This is a genomic window from Sphingobacterium ginsenosidimutans, assembly GCF_039536865.1.
Classification (GTDB): Bacteria; Bacteroidota; Bacteroidia; order Sphingobacteriales; family Sphingobacteriaceae; genus Sphingobacterium; species Sphingobacterium detergens.
The window spans coordinates 80,266-98,873 of record NZ_BAAAZK010000002.1 but is presented as its reverse complement, the minus strand read 5'-3'; the positions used below and the strand labels follow the sequence as shown (position 1 = coordinate 98,873).

The 18,608-nt window shown below is 38.4% G+C and carries 11 protein-coding genes; 7 read left to right on the top strand and 4 right to left on the bottom strand.

The features are described 5' to 3' along the window. The first annotated feature begins 19 nt into the window (after nucleotides 1-19). Both ABFX33_RS00360 and ABFX33_RS00355 read left to right on the top strand, forming a co-directional pair. Nucleotides 20-1,390, top strand: coding sequence for a hypothetical protein (locus tag ABFX33_RS00360; protein WP_346083544.1), 1,371 nt, complete (start codon nucleotides 20-22; stop codon nucleotides 1,388-1,390). Between the two features lie 110 nt (nucleotides 1,391-1,500). Then, nucleotides 1,501-1,938 (top strand): hypothetical protein, encoded by a 438-nt coding sequence (locus tag ABFX33_RS00355; RefSeq protein WP_346083542.1) that lies wholly within the window; start codon nucleotides 1,501-1,503, stop codon nucleotides 1,936-1,938. A 702-nt stretch (nucleotides 1,939-2,640) separates the two neighbouring features. Here ABFX33_RS00355 and ABFX33_RS00350 read toward each other — a convergent pair. Beyond that, nucleotides 2,641-4,383 carry a hypothetical protein gene (locus ABFX33_RS00350; protein ID WP_346083541.1) on the bottom strand — a complete coding sequence of 581 codons (1,743 nt, stop codon included), beginning with the start codon at nucleotides 4,381-4,383 and terminating at the stop codon, nucleotides 2,641-2,643. Between the two features lie 382 nt (nucleotides 4,384-4,765). After that, entirely contained in the window at nucleotides 4,766-5,965 is a 1,200-nt protein-coding gene (locus ABFX33_RS00345) for a hypothetical protein (protein ID WP_346083539.1), read from the bottom strand. A 343-nt stretch (nucleotides 5,966-6,308) separates the two neighbouring features. Between ABFX33_RS00345 and ABFX33_RS00340 the strand changes: the two genes are divergently transcribed. Next, nucleotides 6,309-8,165, top strand: coding sequence for a DNA polymerase III subunit gamma/tau (locus ABFX33_RS00340; RefSeq protein WP_346083537.1), 1,857 nt, complete (start codon nucleotides 6,309-6,311; stop codon nucleotides 8,163-8,165). A gap of 73 nt (nucleotides 8,166-8,238) precedes the next feature. Further along, a complete protein-coding gene (rlmB, locus tag ABFX33_RS00335) occupies nucleotides 8,239-9,033 on the top strand; it encodes a 23S rRNA (guanosine(2251)-2'-O)-methyltransferase RlmB (protein ID WP_376786623.1) in 795 nt (264 codons plus the stop codon). Nucleotides 9,034-9,263: 230 nt separating this feature from the next. Here the strand turns inward: rlmB and ABFX33_RS00330 are convergent, their stop codons facing one another. Then, nucleotides 9,264-11,027, bottom strand: coding sequence for an AMP-dependent synthetase/ligase (locus ABFX33_RS00330; RefSeq protein WP_346083535.1), 1,764 nt, complete (start codon nucleotides 11,025-11,027; stop codon nucleotides 9,264-9,266). A gap of 212 nt (nucleotides 11,028-11,239) precedes the next feature. Continuing rightward, complete coding sequence (locus ABFX33_RS00325; RefSeq protein WP_120259928.1) at nucleotides 11,240-13,111, bottom strand: DEAD/DEAH box helicase; 1,872 nt, start codon at nucleotides 13,109-13,111, stop codon at nucleotides 11,240-11,242. Between the two features lie 262 nt (nucleotides 13,112-13,373). On the opposite strand from ABFX33_RS00325, the gene ABFX33_RS00320 reads away from it, so the two are divergent. The 3 genes from ABFX33_RS00320 to ABFX33_RS00310 all read left to right on the top strand — a co-directional run bounded on the left by ABFX33_RS00320 (nucleotide 13,374) and on the right by ABFX33_RS00310 (nucleotide 18,580). After that, nucleotides 13,374-13,988 carry an RNA polymerase sigma factor gene (locus ABFX33_RS00320; protein WP_346083533.1) on the top strand — a complete coding sequence of 205 codons (615 nt, stop codon included), beginning with the start codon at nucleotides 13,374-13,376 and terminating at the stop codon, nucleotides 13,986-13,988. Nucleotides 13,989-14,117: 129 nt separating this feature from the next. Next, nucleotides 14,118-15,080, top strand: coding sequence for a FecR family protein (locus ABFX33_RS00315; protein WP_346083532.1), 963 nt, complete (start codon nucleotides 14,118-14,120; stop codon nucleotides 15,078-15,080). 122 nt (nucleotides 15,081-15,202) lie between these two features. Further along, nucleotides 15,203-18,580 carry a TonB-dependent receptor gene (locus tag ABFX33_RS00310; RefSeq protein WP_346083530.1) on the top strand — a complete coding sequence of 1,126 codons (3,378 nt, stop codon included), beginning with the start codon at nucleotides 15,203-15,205 and terminating at the stop codon, nucleotides 18,578-18,580. Nucleotides 18,581-18,608 lie beyond the last annotated feature (28 nt).

Below are 18,608 nucleotides of genomic sequence, written 5' to 3'. Positions count from 1 at the left end.
CTTTAAAAAAAATTAGATTATGAAATTAAATAAGAGTTCAAAATGGTTTGCTTTAGCTCTAGTAGCGACATCAATGAGCATTGTAAGCTGTAGTAAATCTGATAATCCTAACCCAGTAACCCCAGAGCCAGGAAATAAGGAAGTTGAAGTTATAAAGGGCCAAATTACTTCAAATAAAGTCTTAAGCGCAAACAAAACTTATCTTTTGAGTGGGTATGTCCAAGTTATGGATGGGGCAACTTTGGAAATCCCTGCCGGAACAATTATAAAAGGAGAGAAGTCATCAAGAGCAGCATTGATAGTTGAACGTGGTGGTAAATTAAAAGCAAACGGTACTGCAGAAAAACCGATTGTATTTACTTCAGATCAGACTGACGGAAATAGAAATACCGGTGATTGGTCTGGTGTTATTATTTGTGGTAAATCTATTGTAAATACAGCCAGCGGTACTGCACAATATGAAGGTGGTGCTTTAGGTGCGACAGTTGCTAATTATGGTGGCGGAACAACTCCAGTTTTAGATGATAATTCTGGTGAATTAACTTATGCCCGTATCGAATTTGCTGGAATTGCAATTGAGAAAGATAAAGAAATTAACGGTTTAACGCTTTGTGCAGTAGGATCTGGTACAAAAATAAATCATATTCAGGTATCCTATGGAGGAGACGATTCTTTCGAGTTTTTTGGCGGTTCAGTAAACGCTACTCATCTGATTGCTTACAGAGGTGTTGATGATGATTTCGATTTTGATCAAGGTTATAATGGTAAAATTCAGTACGGAATATCAATCAAGGATCCGAATATTGCTGATGCAGCGGGAACTTCTCGTGGAATAGAGTTGGAAAATAAAGGAAATGTATTGAATAATCAATATACTAGACCGATTTTATCAAACTTTACGTTCATTGGTCCAGGTAAGGAATCAGCAGCTCAACATGGTGCGGGCATCCATTTTGGTTTGAATAGTCGTATGGTGTTAGCAAATTCAATTATTGTTGGTGCAAAAGGAAATGCAGTAGAATTTAATTCCGATTTCCCTGCAGCAGAATTAAAAGCTGGTCGCTCTATTCTTTCAAATAACATGGTATTTGGTAATACTGCCAATTATGGATTGAAAGATGTTACATCTTTTGCATCTGTGGCTGATTTGACAGGCTATTTGAACGGATTTGGTGATTTTGCTACAACTTCTGTTGATGGCGCCGGATTTACTAGTACAAGTATTTCTGCTCCAAATCTTTTATTGAAAGCTGATTCACCAGCATTGGGTAAAGCTAAATATGAAGGAGATTTGGCTAGCTTAACCAAAGAAACTTTTATTGGCGCAATGGGTACAACAGACTGGACAAAAGGATGGGCTAGTTGGGATCCTAAAAACAATAAATATTAAAATAAGTATAGTTTAATAAAATAGAAAAAAATCCTGCCATCAGCAGGATTTTTTTGTCGCATTTTACTCGAATATTTCGTTATATAGTCAAATAACATAAACTCTAAATTATGAAAAAAACGATCTATTTATTTGTGTTAAGTATCTTATTGTTTTTAGGGTGCAAGAAATCTGATAATAAAATTGATTCCGAACCTGAAATCTCTGGACTCCAAATAGAAATTAAAGCGGTTTCTGGTTGGGGGGATGAGATGAACATTAGCATCGATCAAAATAAAACAGAAATTAAATATCCTAAAGGCAGTTTACCAGAGACTAAAAAAGATAAAGCCTATAAAACAAGTGATGCCACATTCAAACGGTTGTCCAGCTATATTGATACCTATAAATTAATGGATGTTAAAATTGAGGAATGCGCGCGCTGTGCGGACGGAACGGACTATGTAATTAAAATAAAGCTCGATGGTAGAGAAAATACAGTAACCATTGCCGCACATCGTACTGATGGTAAATATGCAGATTTATTGGACTTTATTGACAAACTTTAATGATTTAGAGCGCTTAGTAGTTTTAAATAAAAATAGAACAGCTTAGTGTAAAGTTGGTTTTCGCTACAAATTAAACTGTTTGTAGCTTTCGGAACAGTATTTTACCTCGGTTCATAATGGTAAACAATCTGGTAAGATTGTTTTTTAAGTTCATCAGATAATTGACCTATAGGCCAAACTTTGCGCTTGCGGAGTAGCATCACATACTGAATAGTATTTTCCATTATATAAAATTGCGTCTCCAATTGGCTGTTCGAATTAAATGGGCATGGCGATGTGTGGGATACAGAAGAGTAATCATTGGGAGATTATAAATCCCTTTGATCAAGTGAAAAAAATAGTGCTGCACGATCATCGCAGTCGCTATATTTATTTAATAATGTCCACTCCACTCTTGGAGCATGTCTAGGATAGCTTTTTTTTGTCCCAATATCGAATGATGAAGATGCAAAATTTAAGTTATTTCCATCATAACAATCGAACTCACAGTGCTTTCATAGTGAGTTCGATTGTTATGTTTTAACCAACATGCATAATAGAAATATAAATGGTGCTCTTTTTTCTGAAATTAGGAGGAGGTCAGCTGTAAAAATGATATCGTGGTAATTATATAAAAGAGAAGATTTTATAGAAAGAACAGAATTTTGTATAAATTAAGAAATGGGTGATTCTTAATCTTATTAGGAATCACCCAAGAACAGTTTATCGTATGTCTGGAGTATAGTCTCCTATTTCTAAGCCGGGGAGCAATCGTCTTTTGACATTGACCTTAAAGGACTTAACAATAGTTACGGGTTTTCCGCCATTTGGGGGGGTAACCAAGACTGTATATCTCATGAAAACTTCCTTTCGGCGAATGTTATTTACATATTTCCCTGGATAAAGTTTTATATAACTTATGACGGAAGGAAACATATTGGGATGAAATTGACCAAATACTATATATTTTTGATTTCCTATTTTTTCAAGACCTTTATAATCTTGACTTTCAGTAGCTGGTGGATTAGAGTAGACCATTCTTAAATCTAATATTGGCTCTGTAATAGTGGGTTGCTCTGGCGCCAATTTATAAGGAGCAGTGTCTTCATAAGGGATCATTATGTCATATCTTAATACTTTAAATTTTGTTCCTTGATTGACTAAATCAGAGTTAAATTGAAATAAATCATCTGGGTGTAATAACATAAAAGAATTGACAACCTTTGCGGTGCCTCCCATGCCAAATCGGGCTGGATTTTCGAGATAGCTTTCATCGGAATCAAGATAGGGCTTTAACCACATATAATTTTCAAAATTTCTAAAAGTGGTATTAGACATAAATTGAGATTCTGAAAAAGTAAATTGAAAATAGTCTTCTACAATAATCTCTGGCTTAGTTCTTAAATTAAATACTCCGAGCTTTTCATTAAACGCTGGTGCAATACCATAAGCCGAATTATCAATTTTACTTCCCGGAATAATTAAGGTTGGACTTGCAATTCCAGAAACATTCGATAAAGATCCTGTGAGATTGATATTTGTTTTCAATGTTAAGTTAACCATTTGTGGACTGGATGGTGTTCCTCCAAGAATTGCGCTCAAAAATCCTTTAACTGCTCCGGAGAGACCACTCTTAGCACCACTTTCCATTGACTCCTTTATTCCTGGGGTTCCAATTTTTAATAAACTTATTGCTTTAAAACCGGTAGCATATGCTACTCCCTGAACAGCTTGTCCAAGCAAATTACCCAAATTAAAACCTCCTGGACTTTCGGTTCCAATCGTGCCTGTCAATGTACCATTAGATTCACCATTCAGAACTACATTTGAAATATTGGTTGACCAAATGTTCCATTTAAAATGGGCATTCCCATAATTAGCAGTATTTATCAATGGATCATATGCAACCTCGTACTGGCAAGCATACCATGCCCCTGTAGATTGTAAGCGATAATTTTGAACTCTTGTCATAGACTTCACGATACTGTCAATATTACAAATATCCTTACTGAAATTCATTAAAGATGAATTAAATGACCCAGCAACTTCTAATCCATCGCTAAGATATGTTGAGGGGGTTGGATTACCTGGGGGTAAATAAATATAAAAACGCAAAAGACCTCGATATTTGTTGTAAAGAGCGAAAAAAAGAGGAGAGACAGATTCCGTTGGACTGAATGTATTATAAACTAAATTCCAACCATCACTTTTTTTGAAATCAAGTGCAATATCATCATCGAAAAGCCGGTTGCTACCTGAAGCCCAAGGAACGAGGATTCGATCCCTTCCGGGAGGAGTAGGCATATAATCTGCAGTTTCATAGTCAAAAACGTATGAAGGAACAGCAGCTTTGGTTTTGGAAATTTTAAGCTCAGGCATAGGATTTTCGATAAGGGATTTCTTACATCCGTAGAAGACGGTGAAAAAAAACGTAATTAATAAAATTGATAGGCTTTTTGTGTTCATTTTAAAATAGTTTAATAAATGATAATGATATGTTTAATAAATTTAATATATTTTATTTGTTGAAATATATGATAAGTATTAAGGATGTGTTAATTTTAAATTAATACTAGTTCAGGCATTACTGATTGTATAGGTTATACTTTGTTCGGGAGAGATAGCATACCGAGTAGAAGTTGGTGACCTTGGAGTATGTGCGGGTAATAATGGAACAAGGGGATTTCTGACCTTGAATTATAGTAAACGAAATAAGGATCCTTTATAACATTTAACTTTCCAAGTTACGTCAAAAATCATTTTTAGTTCGACTTAGGTCAGAATGGGAAATAATGAAGGTGGCGAAAATATTACTATGAGATGTAGTTTAAGATACACGCAAAATATTTTACCTCGGTTCATAATGGTACACAATCTGGTAAGATTGTTTTTTAAGTTCATCAGATAATTGACCTATAGCCAAACTTTGCGCTTGCGGAGTAGGCTCACATACTGAATAATATTTTCCATTATATAAAATAGCGTCACCAATGGGCTGTTCGAATTGAACGGCCATGGTGATATGTGTGGGGTACAAGAGTGTGATCATTGGGAGATTATAAATCTCTTTGACCAAGTAAAAGAATAGTGCTGCACGATCATCACAGTCGCTGTATTTATTTAATAATGTCTGTTCTGGGGATAGTCGTTTTTCTGTCCCAAAATTCTCTTCATCATTTTCATATAAAAAGGCATAGCGTGTAAACCGCATTAAATAATCTACGCCTTCTTTTTCTTTCTTCCCTTTTAGATTTTCTTTCAGAGCAGGAACCAATGATTGATAGGTTTCCTTACTCAATGGAATATTGAAGTAGGTCTCGAAATCAACTCCAGGATAGTTTTTAAAAAGATCACTGATATCATTGTTCAATTTAACATTAAAATGATAGGCTTTATGACCATAATTGAATGCAATTTGTTTTTCAACGTAGTTTGCAGGTACAAAATCCGGCAGCTTTGTGATTTTATAGCTGAAATCGTTGGTTGCTTCCGGCACTTTAATATTTACAGGGATATAGGTGTCTGCTCGTTGAAATAGTTTTCCATAATCATGAAAATTTAAACAGGTATATTTTTTACCATCAACTTCAAAAAAAGGAATATCAGAAATATCCTCATTGTTTTGAATAAAAAAGACAATCTGATTATTTCCTACTGCCAAACGCGCATCATATCCAGATTTGCACATCAGAAACCATTTATATAGCGTGTATCTTGCATAGTTGTCAGCTTTTGGTGCAATTTGTTGTGCTGTGCGACGTACAAGCTGATAATATACCCAATCGTTGAGGTGTTGTTTATCTTTGTATTCGAGTAAACTATTTACCAGATCATGGTATTCTGCCTGATCGGCAGTTTGGTAGAACTCCTGTACGCGAGCTCCCGTTAAACTATCATTGAATGGAATATTGAAAGATGGTGATACATTAATTGAAACTTTTCCATCGTAAAAATCGAAATCATGATGCTGCGCCCTAGCAATTTGTAGACTGCATGTAAACCAATATAAAATGGTCAAAAAGGCAATATGGCATCCTTTGATATTCAATCCTTAACAATTTGATAACATTAGTGTAATATAAATTTAATAATTATAAGTGCCTTTTCAAAGGATTTGAGAAAAATGTTTTTTGGATTACAAAGGGTGAGTTACATTGGTTGTAAGCTGTTTGTTGACTAAGTTCTTTGTTATTTTTTTAAGATTACTACTGGGCCCGCCATGTTATCAGTTTACATTTAAAGGAAGCCATTGGAACTTATTGATTTGTGTGCCTGCAAGGTTTAGCAAACACAGCGTGAGAGTATATCACCCTTGATTGAAATACTAAAATCCTTTTCCTCCCGATTGCTATTACGTAGAAAAATAATATTAAAATTCGTATCTTCGTGCAATGGATAATTTTATTGTTTCTGCACGTAAATACCGCCCGATTACCTTTGATTCGGTTGTAGGTCAGCAACACATTACGGGTACCCTAAAGAATGCAATTCACAACAATCAGTTGGCGCAGGCATTTCTATTCTGTGGGCCACGTGGTGTTGGTAAAACTACTTGCGCCCGTATTTTGGCCAAAACAATAAATTGTGAACGGATCTTACCTGGAACTGAGCCTTGTGGCGAATGTGATAGCTGTAAATCCTTCCAAAACGGTAATTCTTTTAGCATTCACGAACTCGATGCCGCATCCAACAACTCGGTAGATGATATCCGTAACCTCATTGATCAGGTCCGTATACCACCTCAGGCAGGAAAATATAAGATTTATATCATCGATGAGGTGCACATGCTCTCACAGGCCGCTTTCAATGCATTCTTGAAGACATTGGAAGAACCACCTTCTTATGCGATTTTTATCCTTGCAACAACCGAAAAACATAAGATTTTGCCAACGATTCTTTCACGTTGTCAGATTTTTGATTTCAACCGTATAAAGGTGGAGGATATGGCAGGCCATCTGGCGAGAATAGCTGATCGTGAAGCGATCGCTTATGACCAAGATGGTTTACATATCATTGCGCAAAAGGCAGACGGTGGTCTTCGTGATGCATTGTCTATGTTTGATCAAATTGTCAGTTTCTCGAATAAAAATGTAACCTATCAGGCTGTTATTGACAACCTGAATATTCTGGATTACGATTATTATTTTAAGCTAACGGATTCGATCTTGGCTGAAGATGCTGCACAAACGCTCTTGACATTTAACGAGATTTTGAATCATGGTTTCGATGGAAGTCATTTCATTGCTGGTTTATCAGCCCATTTTCGGAATCTGTTGGTGGCTAGAGAGCCGGCGACATTAAAATTATTGGAAGTTAGCGATAGCATACGTCAAAAATACTTACAGCAAGCGCAGAAAGCTTCTTCGGGATTTTTATTGTCCGCATTGAATATCTCAAACCAATGTGAAATAAATTACAAAACAAGTAAAAACCAACGCTTACAGGTAGAACTTGCTTTGTTGAAAATGTGCCATATCGCAAGTGCCATTAAGTTAAGTCAGCTCGGTTCTATACAGGTTCCTTCAGCAGCTGAAGGAGTAAAAAAAAAACTCCCTGAGTCTGTAGTCTCGCAGGCAAAGGAAAGTCCTTCTGCGGCAGCACCTTCTGGAAATCCAGTGCAAAATGCGACTCCAGCACCCGTTGTATCAACTCCCACGCCTGTATCCAACCCACAAACAACAGTTTCCAATCCTCAGACTTCGGCTGTTAAACCCGAGGTAAAAAATGATGTCGTTTCAAATGTACCACCAAAAGTAAAAAAAGGAGGATGGGGGGCAACTGCCTCAGCGATTATTCCATCATTACCGGATTTGAACACCATTTATGACAACAACTCGGTTGCCAAAGAAGGTGATGAGCCTGAATTAATAAGAGGTACCGAACAACGTGAGGTAAGCTTTAATCAATTCATAACCATTTGGAATGCCTATGCTGAGCAGTTGAAGACTGAAAATAAAATCAACCTGTATACGATGATGACGACTACGCAACCTCGTTTGAACGGTACGTTGATCGAGATTGATGTCGAAAATGGCGTACAGATGGATGTACTGCAAAGCGCGAAAGTGGATGTGTTGAATTATCTTCGGGTAAAACTGCAAAATTTTGCGCTAGATCTACAAGGTGTGATGATGGAATTCACGGTTTCCCGCAAACCGTACACTTCGCAGGAAAAGTATCAGGCTATGGTAACCAAAAATCCGCTTTTAGATACTTTGCGTAAGGAGTTTAACTTAGGTTTAAGCTAAATCGACCATTCTAATTCCTGTTAATTTTTGTACCTTTGCAATCTCTTCTATTTGGAAGGTAATATTTAGTTTTATGATGCAAGGAAATTTTCAGAGACGTGATCGCGATCACGGCGAAAGACGTGAAGTAAATCAGATGGTATTCGGTATCCGTGCCGTCATCGAAGCGATCGATAGTGGTAAAGAAATTGAATCGTTATTTGTGCAACGCGGATTAAGTGGTAGCTTGATTCTGGAACTGAAATCCTTGTTGAAAGAACATGATATTGCTTTCCAGCAAGTGCCTATTGAAAAACTGAACCGTATCACACGGAAAAATCATCAAGGAGTAATTGCGGTTATATCGCCAATTACCTATCAAAATATTGAAGATCTCCTACCTCAGATCTATGAGAAAGGTGAAACTCCTTTACTTTTGATGTTAGATGGTGTAACTGATGTTCGTAATATGGGGGCTATTGCACGTACGGCTGAATGCTCAGGTGTGCATGCGATCATTGTGCCGAAAAAAGGATCTGCTGAAATAAATCCGGATGCAATTAAAACATCCGCTGGAGCATTGTATAAAATTCCGGTCTGCCGCCATGATAGTCTTTCAAAAGTGGGTAAATTTCTGATAGATTCAGGAGTGCAATTGGTTGTGAGTACAGAAAAAACAACGTCGAGTATCTATGACGTGGATTATACAGCACCTACCTGTGTCATCATGGGCGCTGAGGATGTCGGTGTATCGAATGATTTAATCCGTATCGCGGATAATCTTGCCAAGATACCAATGTATGGCGAAATAGGCTCTCTTAATGTGTCTGTATCGGCTGCCGTTGTTATTTATGAGGCAATTCGTCAACGTCTGCCTAAGAAGTCGTAAGAACAAAATTCTGCTATATAAAATAGCCTTTGTCTCTGACAAAGGCTATTTTTTTGAATATCGATCTTATTGATTTTTACTTTAATATTGAAGCAAAAGGGTTTTGGTTCAATTTTATACCGCTCTTGCTGATCCTTATTTCAATCTGCAGACGAAAGTCTGATCCAGATCCCGACATCTTACATGCTTTATTGTTTGTCCCTGATAAATAGATTTGTTTATTTATTTAACTAAGTATTGTAAATCGCTTCAACCTCTTTTTCGTACTTCTGAAGAATGATTTTTCGCTTCATCTTTAAGGTGGGGGTTAATTCACCCGTCTCTATTGTCATTTCGTTTGGAATAATTGCAAATTTCTTGATCTGTTCCCAGTTACCAAAATTTTGATTGATGCGATTGAGTTCGGACTCAATCTGCTGTTTAACTTCAGGATGGTTCAGGAATTCTATTTTTGACAATGTTGCCAATGAAAGAGCGGAGTTCTTGCTCCATTCCAAAAGATTGACATAGTTTGGAACAATTAAAGCTGCGGGAAATTTTCGCGATTCGCCGATCACCATGACCTGTTCAATAAAGGAAGATTCTACGATCTTGGACTCAAGCTGTTGGGGAACAATATATTTGCCGCCAGAAGTCTTGAACATCTCTTTCTTGCGGTCTACTATTTTCAGAAACTTGCCGTCAACCCATTGACCGATATCTCCAGTATATAGCCAGCCATCTTTGAGTACCTCAGCAGTGGCTTCTTCATTTTTATAATAGCCAAGCATATTGTTTTCGCCTTTGGTGAGGATCTCCCCATCTTCGGCAAGTTTGATTTCAATATTAATCAATGGTAGACCTACTGTACCGATTTTCATCCCTCTTTTAAAGCAGTTTACAGCAATACAGGGGCCTGCTTCGGTTAGACCGTAACCTTCATAAATAGGGATTCCGGCAGCCATATACAAACGGATTAATCTTTCTTGTAAAGCAGCACTGCCCGATGCAACCCCTTTGATGTCCCCACCCAAGGCCTCCCGCCATTTTGAAAAGACGAGTTTTCTTGCGATACTTAATTTGATAGCATACCACCAAGAGCGGTTCTCTAATGTGTATTGCTCAACAACACGAAGAGACCAAAAGAATATCTTGCGTTTGAATCCAGTCAGCTTTTCACCGGTTGCAATAATTTTCTCATATACTTTTTCAAGTACACGGGGCACAGCTGAAAAGATATGTGGTCGGACTGATTTGAAATCTTCGCCAATGGTATCCATCGACTGGGCAAAGAAGATTGTTAAGCCCTTATACATATAGACATATTGGAAGACACGTTCGTAGGCATGGCAAACGGGCAGAAAGGAAAGTGCTCGGTCTCCGCGTCCGACAGGGAAGGAGTACTCACTACTCATGGTATCGGCCAATAGATTGCGGTGAGCCAGCATAACTCCCTTCGGATTTCCGGTTGTACCTGATGTATAAATGATAGAAGCGAGGCTCTCGGTACCGACGGCATTTCGAAGTGTCTCAAGCTGCTCATCAGTGATGGAAGTACCATTAGTAACGAAACTCTGCCAATGCGGTATATCCTCTTCTTTGTCTAAACTAAAAATATGTTCAAGGAGCGGACATGAGTCTCTGATCGAAGTGATCTTCGTATATAGCTTTTTTGAGCTTACGATACAGTTTTTAATCTCAGCATGATTGAATATATAGCTGTAATCTGATTCAGAGATATTTGGATAAATCGCGACGACGACAGCACCGATCTGTTGGATTGCAAAATCAAGAATATTCCATTCGATGCGGTTTTCACTGATTAAAGCAACTTTTTCACCTACTTGGACACCGAGCGCAATCAGACCTTTGGATACCTGATTGACACGTTCAATAAATTCTGTATTACTTACTGCTACCCAATTCGCTCCGGCTTTGTAGGAAAACATAGGAAAGCCAGGTGCAGTTTCTTGTTGCAAATAGGCTAAATCAAATAATCTTGTTGCTGTTGGCATTGTGAAAATCCAGTTCGTGTAATTAAGCTAATTTACGTTTTTTTGCGGAGATTAAGGCATGTGAACAATGGAATAAGGCACATTAAGATAGCGATAAGGTGGAGGGTATTTGGGGTTTGGATGTATGAACTACTATAAAAGAAAAAGACTCTGATCTGCAAAGCCGGGGCTTTCCAAATCAGAGTCTTTATACGCTTATCTAAATACTAAATCTAGTATTTGCTTTTAGATTCTTTACGTTTACCTGAGAAATCACGGAAACCTCCGCCATTGCTACTACCACGGTCACGTTTTTCGCCGCTGAATCCGCCTTCACGTCTTCCGCCACGGTCACCGCCTCCGTATCCACCTTCACGTCTTCCACCGCGATCACCACCACGGTATCCGCCTTCGCGTCTTCCGCCACGATCACCACCACGGCTTCTTCCACGATCACCACCACGGCCTTCGCTTCTAGCTTCACCAGATACTTCGATACGTACTTGACGACCGTTGTAATCTACACCTTGGAATCCTTGGAATACTTTCTCAACTTCAGCATCTTGTACTTCAAAGAATGTAAACACACCTTTTAAGTCAATTTTACCGATAGATTTTCCGGAGATATTCGCGTTGTTACAGATAAAGCCTAACATGTCTCCACGAGAGAATTCATCTACTGAACCTAAGTTCATGAACAAACGGGTATAACCTTTTGAACCTTCACGAGAACGACCATCACGTCTATCGCCACGATCTTCACGAGAACCTTCACGGGCTTCGATATTTAAATCTGGAGCGTTTTTATAATAATCTAAGAAACGGTTGAATTCAAGGGATGCAAATCTTTTGATGATATCTTCTTTTGAAAGAGATTCCAGATTTTCCATAATTGCTGGCAAGAATGGACTGATTTGCTCATCATTTACTTCAACGTTTTCAATCTTTTTAACGATTGAGAACAACTGTTTTTCGCATACTTCAGCACCTTGAGGAACTTGTTTTTTCTCAAAAGGCTTACCGATGATCTTTTCAAGATGACGGATTTTGCTGAGTTCTTTTACGTTTACCAAAGAAAGAGAAATACCAGTTTTACCTGCACGGGCAGTACGACCTGAACGGTGCGTATAGTTTTCTGTTTCATCAGGTAAAGAGAAGTTGATAACGTGAGTTACATCACTTACATCAATACCACGAGCGGCTACGTCTGTTGCGATCAATAATTGTAAACTACGGTCACGGTAACGTTTCATTACTTTATCACGTTGTTGTTGAGACAAGTCACCGTGCAGCGAGTCTGCATTGTAACCATCTTTGATCAACGCTTCAGCGATATCCTGTGTTTCGATTTTTGTACGACAAAATACAATACCAAAGATATCAGGGTTTGAATCCACAATACGTTTGAACGCAGCATATTTATCTTTTGCTTTGATCAAATAATAGTGGTGTTCGATGTTGGCATTACCGGTGTTTTTTGTACCTACAGTAAGCTCAACAGGATCGGTCATATAATTCTTTGCGATACGACGTACCTCAGAAGGCATTGTCGCCGAAAATAACCAAGTTTTTTTCTCGTCAGGAGTTTCTGACAAAATGTTGTTGATGTCTTCTTTGAAGCCCATATTGAGCATCTCATCCGCTTCATCTAATACAACATATTTAACATTTGAGAAATCAATTGCATTTCTGCCAATGATATCCAACATACGACCTGGGGTCGCAACTACAATTTGCACTCCACGTCTAATTTGACGTAGCTGGTCTGAGATATTTGCACCTCCATATACAGCAACAACATGTACGTTGTCAACGTATTTAGCAAATTTTTCTAAATCTTTTGAGATTTGTAAACATAATTCCCGAGTAGGGCAAAGGATTAATGCCTGTGGGTGTTTTTGAGAAAAGTCTAATTGCTCTAATAATGGAAGACCAAATGCCGCGGTCTTTCCTGTGCCAGTTTGGGCTAATCCGACAAAATCGTCGTTACCAGTCAATAAAACAGGAATGGCTTTTTCCTGAATTTCAGAAGGTTTTTCGAAACCTAATTCTGAGATGGCATTAACAACTTCCTCACGGATTCCCAGTTCTAAAAATGGGTTCATGAAATATTATATACAATAGGCACTATTGCCTAAGGCGTTGCAAAGGTAAAAATAATATTTGAATAATCAAAGAATTTAAATAATTGATTTTTAATGAGATTGAAGATTGCAAATTAAGGGGGATAAAAAATTTATTCGCGGTATATAGCTAGTGACCGACTGAAAAGTATTATTTTGATTGTAAACTATTTTGCTTTTTTGTACTTTCTTTATTCATTTATTAATAAAAACTTAATATCTCAACCTTATTTTTGGTATTAGTATGGATCAGATACCAATTATATATCAGCAATGGCTAAGGGCTATTAAAGAGCGGAATGATACGAATGCTTATGCTGAGTTATATCAGTATTGTTGGAAAGATCTTTATCAACATGCCGCCCGGCGTATTCTTGATTCGCAGGATGTAGAAGATATTCTTCAGGAACTGTTTGTTCAGTTTTGGGAAAAACGTCATACGATCGATATCCAAATGAATCTTCCTGCCTATCTCAAGGGAATGCTCAAATATAAAATTATAGATTTTTTCAATTCCAATAAGGCAAAGGATAAACTCTTGGATCATTGGAGTAAACATATTTTCGATTACGTACAGCATCATCCGGAAGAACTTGAAACTTACCTCATGCTAGAAAAGATGCTGGAAGATGAATTAGAAATTATGCCGCATAATATGCGGCAGGTACTCTTGTTGAAGTGGGAGCATCTATCAATTCGTGAGATAGCACTGCGGATGGGACTCTCTGAACAAACTGTAAAAAATAACCTTACCGAAGCATCCAAAAGACTGAAGAAAGCAATAATCGGCTATCAAAATGTTCAAGATGGCAGTTTTACCCTCCTGCTTATTTTTGTTCTGGAAGAGCTCTCCAGGTAAATGGCAGCCGTCTGGTGGTCATTGCAGCATTAAAAAATCAATTTAACAATTCTTTTATAAAACGTTAACTATTTATTGAAGTACTTTCCAGCTTTTTTGAAGACTTGTATATAAACAGCAGGCAAAAAAGTGAAAAGAAGAATTTTTGAATCCTTAATCTATAGATATCAGCAGAACAAAGCCAACAAGGCTGAGCAGTCCCTGATTGATCGCTGGTATGATACACTTGATCAGGAAGAACTTCCTGCAGGGAAGCTAGATGAGGTTCAGTTGTGGAATAGCATAGAGCAACGGATCGGAAGTACTGCTCCTAAAAAATCAACGGTTCGGAAAATAAGCTATTGGAGCGGAGCAGTTGCCGCAAGCCTGCTGTTGTGCTTTGGTATTTTATTTTGGAAAAAACAGCATGATCTGAATTTCTCCCGAAGAGAATCGAATTTAAAACCGGGTTACCGGATTTTTGAAACAGGGGCCTCGCAACGTAAACGGGTACTTTTGGCCGACGGATCAACCGTTGTAATGAACGCATATTCCAAAATTAAATTGGATACCGTCTCTTACGATAGGCGGGACCGGGTTGTCGAGCTTATGGCTGGAGAGGCATTTTTTGAGGTCAAGAAAGATTCTACGAAAGCTTTTATTGTGAATGCCCAACAAATACAGACAAGAGTATTGGGTACCTCATTTACCGTGAAAAACTATGCGGAATTGGATGATATATCGGTGTCTGTATTTACAGGTAAAGTGCAGGTCACCGCCAATAATAATCCACTGGGTGTGCTGACCCGTGGGGAACAGATTCGGTATACCAAAAATAACCACAATAGCAATCAGGAGACTTTTGATCTAACGACACGTAATAGCTGGATTGAGGGAAGAGTTTACCTTAAGCAAAGCAGTTTTGCAGAGTTGGCACTGGCGGTTAAAAATATCTATGATGTAGATATTAAAACTGACGACCAGCGGATTGCTCAACAACGGTATAGCATGCCGATATCAAAGCAGCTGTCCTGGACGGCAACCCTCGAAAGTATCAAAGCAATTCATCACAATAAATCCAGGAAGGAGGGCAGGATAGTGCATATTTACTAGTTTGGGGATAAAAACAGAGCTGACGACGGCCATCGTCAACTCTGAATCATACACCATTTGGAGATGGTATAAATAACATATACAACAACTTATAGAGATATTATATATACGTATACAAATTTATGAAATTTAAGCAATACGTTACGCAAAACGGTATTAAGTTTATGATAAGGACATCGTTGGTAGGTTTACTTCTTTCGATCGTATCGGCCGAAATGCTTTTAGCTTCGGGCGCATACGGCCAGTTACTCAATAAAAAGATTACAGTTTCTTTTAGTGAATCCAATATTCCAGCGGCTTTCGAACGTTTGGAATCCCAAAATATACATATCGCTTTCGATGCTGCGAAATATAATCTGGCAAAGAAAAAGGTAAATGCCAAAATTTTTAAAAGTAACAGCGTTCGGGATGTCATGCGTTATCTGCTCAGGGAGACTGACCTGATGGCTCAAGACAACGGTGTTTATATTACATTGGTCGAAAAGCCGGTACAGCAGGATGGGCGTATCTCAGGTAAAGTTATTGATGATCGCGGTCAGCCTTTGGCCAATGCCAGTATCAAACTGATCGGTGTCAATAAATCAACACAGAGCGGTATCGATGGGAGCTATCTTTTGAATGCTGAACCGGGAACCTACATACTGGAAGTCAGTTATCTCTCTTACCAGACCCAACGTATTGAGGGGGTCAAAATACAGGCTGGACAAAGGACTGGATTAAATATTGCCATGAAGACGCTGGTAAATGCGCTGGAAACGGCTGTTGTCAGCGTATCGTTTAAGAAAGCTTCCGTAGCTGGATTGTATGCGGTACAAAAAAATGCAGCTTCGGTGACGGATGGAATATCCGCCGAACAGATCGCCCGCACACCAGACAATGATATGGGGCAGGTTTTAAAACGTGTTACCGGATTGACGACTGTCAATAACCGGAACGTCATTGTACGGGGGATGTCCGACCGCTACAATCAGGCCATGCTGGATGGGGTGGTGATTCCGAGTACTTCGCAGAATAGACGTGATTTTTCCTTTGATATTATTCCGACAGAGATGGTGAGCTCAGTGGTGGTCAATAAAACGGCAACACCGGATGTATCCGCTGAATTTTCGGGTGGACAGGTTTCTGTGAATACATTGGATATTCCGGAGAAGAATTTTACGACAATACAATATGGGATAGGTGGTAATTCCCGTACAACTGGCAAAGACTTTTATCGGCTGGGAGAGCGACATACGAGTGAATATTTCGGTTTTTTCGACAAATCGTCTAAAATGCCCGATGGAATAAAAACTTGGCAGTGGAACAGTCGGGCGATACAATTGGATGCGCCTCCCGGCTATATTTTGACTGATCCTGAATTGAACAATACCCCTTTAAATCCAACGGAGTTTGGCGATGCAGTGAAATATAACGATTTAGATGCTATCGCACAGTCCAAGCGTTTTAATAATGATGCATTGCGACAATATAAGTATAAAGCATACCCCAATCAGAATATGCGTTTTTCGCTTGGACGGGTTTACGAATTAAATAATGGACAGCGATTAGGGTTTGTGGCATCCGCAAATTTTAGAAACGAACAAAACATTACTGCATTTAATAATGTACGTAATTCGGTAAGTATCAATAATTACATTGATAGTATAGGTCTCGGTGACAATGGAGCAGGAACATCCTATCGCTTCAATAGCAGTGGCGGATTAATGGCCAATATGGGTTGGCAGGGACAGGTTTTTAAAGTTTCCTTAAAGAACATGTATGCGCGTACGTACAGTGATATTTATAATGAGTCTATTCAAAAACCTTATAGTGATTCTAATCCTGAAGTAAGCAAACTGATTTATCAATTGCCTGAAGCAATGTCTTTGCAGCAACACCAATTGGTAGGAGAATATCAATTGCCGTGGGCAATAAAAGCTGAAGGAATGATTACTGTTAACAAAATCAAACAGCAAATTTTGGATGAACGAAAACTTTCCTATAGGGTAACCACTATGATAGATGATATTCCTTATTTTCAAACCCCGGGGCTATTAACTCACCGTAGTTCATCTGTGGTGGGGATTTTCAGGGACTCTCGAAGATGGACAAATATCGATGAGACAGATTATAATTGGAGCGCGGCTTTTTCGCGAAAATTCAACGAAAATACAGCTGTTCCAACGTTGGTGAAATTAGGCTATCAGGCCTGGTCTAAGAAGAGAGCGTTGGATTTATTTAATTTTGTCCCTTGGACGAGAGCATGGGCAGAGGGTACTACGAATCAATTGCCTCCCGAGATAGAAATCCCTTATGCTCAGTTATTCAGCGCTGATAATATTGGCAATGGAAACGGGCAGGCCTATTACTACGCAGATGCATTGGGCGGTCGATATTATGATGGTAAAATGTCTTCACAAGCAGTGTATCTGATGGCAGATCAAATGCTATGGCATAAATTGCGTTTGGTATATGGTGTTCGTGCAGAATATTTTAATTTAAACTCTAAGCAGGAAGAATTATATAGGAGAACTTATCAGGATGAGCCAGATCCCAATGACGTCCAAAGGCATCGTTTTGGTGTAAAAGAAAATAACTGGCGGTTTTTGCCCTCTATTAATGCTACCTATAAGGTAACATCCGATTTCAATATTCGAAGTAGTTATTCAAGGACAGTAGTTAGGCCAGATTTTAGAGAAGTGGGCATGTTTGCCATGTATGATTATGAGTTAGACGGTTACGTTTATGGAGAGCAAGTTAAATCCACCTTGATCGATAATGTAGATCTTCGATTTGAATGGTATCCATCTCCGGGGGAAATAATTTCAATAACAGGATACTATAAATACTTGGATAAACCCATAGAACTTGTTCATAGCGGGGGGAACACGTATACTTTCGCCAACATGGAAAATGCGAAAAATCTTGGCCTTGAAATGGAGATTAGGAAAAATTTGACATTTCTATCGGATCAGGACTGGTTAAAAGACCTATTTATATATGCCAACGGAACATTGCTCAAATCGAAGGTTAATGTCTTAAGTCATTGGGAATGGATTAATAACCCTGAAACTCAGGTTGCTGAGCGTATTCAACAACGCTACCCCAATCAAGATAGGCCACTTATGGGGCAATCACCCTGGTTGGTGAATTTAGGCGTAGGATATTGGGGGGAGCTTTTCGGGGTAACGGCAAGCTATAATCATCGGGGGTATCGCACAAATTTAGCGAATGTTAATATGAACAATGTCGAATATGAGTTGGCCCCAAAACAATTGGATGCACAACTTTATACGCGTTTTCTAAAGGGAAAGATGGAAGTAAAATTCAATATGGCCAACCTATTTGATGAATGGACGCGGTATTATATGAATATTCAAGATTATGAACAAGATGATACAAAATTTTATGTATTGAAAAAAGGTAAATCTATAAAATATAATAAAGGAGAGGGGGATATTATCACCTATCGCAGAAGAGATGGGCGAAGGTTTAATCTCTCATTGACTTATAATTTTTAAAAAATACTAACTGCGCGAGGCAGGTTCA

Coding starts and splice junctions, on each gene's coding strand:
- ABFX33_RS00360 (WP_346083544.1), top strand. CDS start 20: ATGAAATTAAATAAGAGTTCAAAATGGTTTGCTTTAGCTCTAGTAGCG.
- ABFX33_RS00355 (WP_346083542.1), top strand. CDS start 1,501: ATGAAAAAAACGATCTATTTATTTGTGTTAAGTATCTTATTGTTTTTA.
- ABFX33_RS00350 (WP_346083541.1), bottom strand. CDS start 4,383: ATGAACACAAAAAGCCTATCAATTTTATTAATTACGTTTTTTTTCACC.
- ABFX33_RS00340 (WP_346083537.1), top strand. CDS start 6,309: ATGGATAATTTTATTGTTTCTGCACGTAAATACCGCCCGATTACCTTT.
- rlmB (WP_376786623.1), top strand. CDS start 8,239: ATGATGCAAGGAAATTTTCAGAGACGTGATCGCGATCACGGCGAAAGA.
- ABFX33_RS00330 (WP_346083535.1), bottom strand. CDS start 11,027: ATGCCAACAGCAACAAGATTATTTGATTTAGCCTATTTGCAACAAGAA.
- ABFX33_RS00325 (WP_120259928.1), bottom strand. CDS start 13,111: ATGAACCCATTTTTAGAACTGGGAATCCGTGAGGAAGTTGTTAATGCC.
- ABFX33_RS00320 (WP_346083533.1), top strand. CDS start 13,374: ATGGATCAGATACCAATTATATATCAGCAATGGCTAAGGGCTATTAAA.
- ABFX33_RS00310 (WP_346083530.1), top strand. CDS start 15,203: ATGAAATTTAAGCAATACGTTACGCAAAACGGTATTAAGTTTATGATA.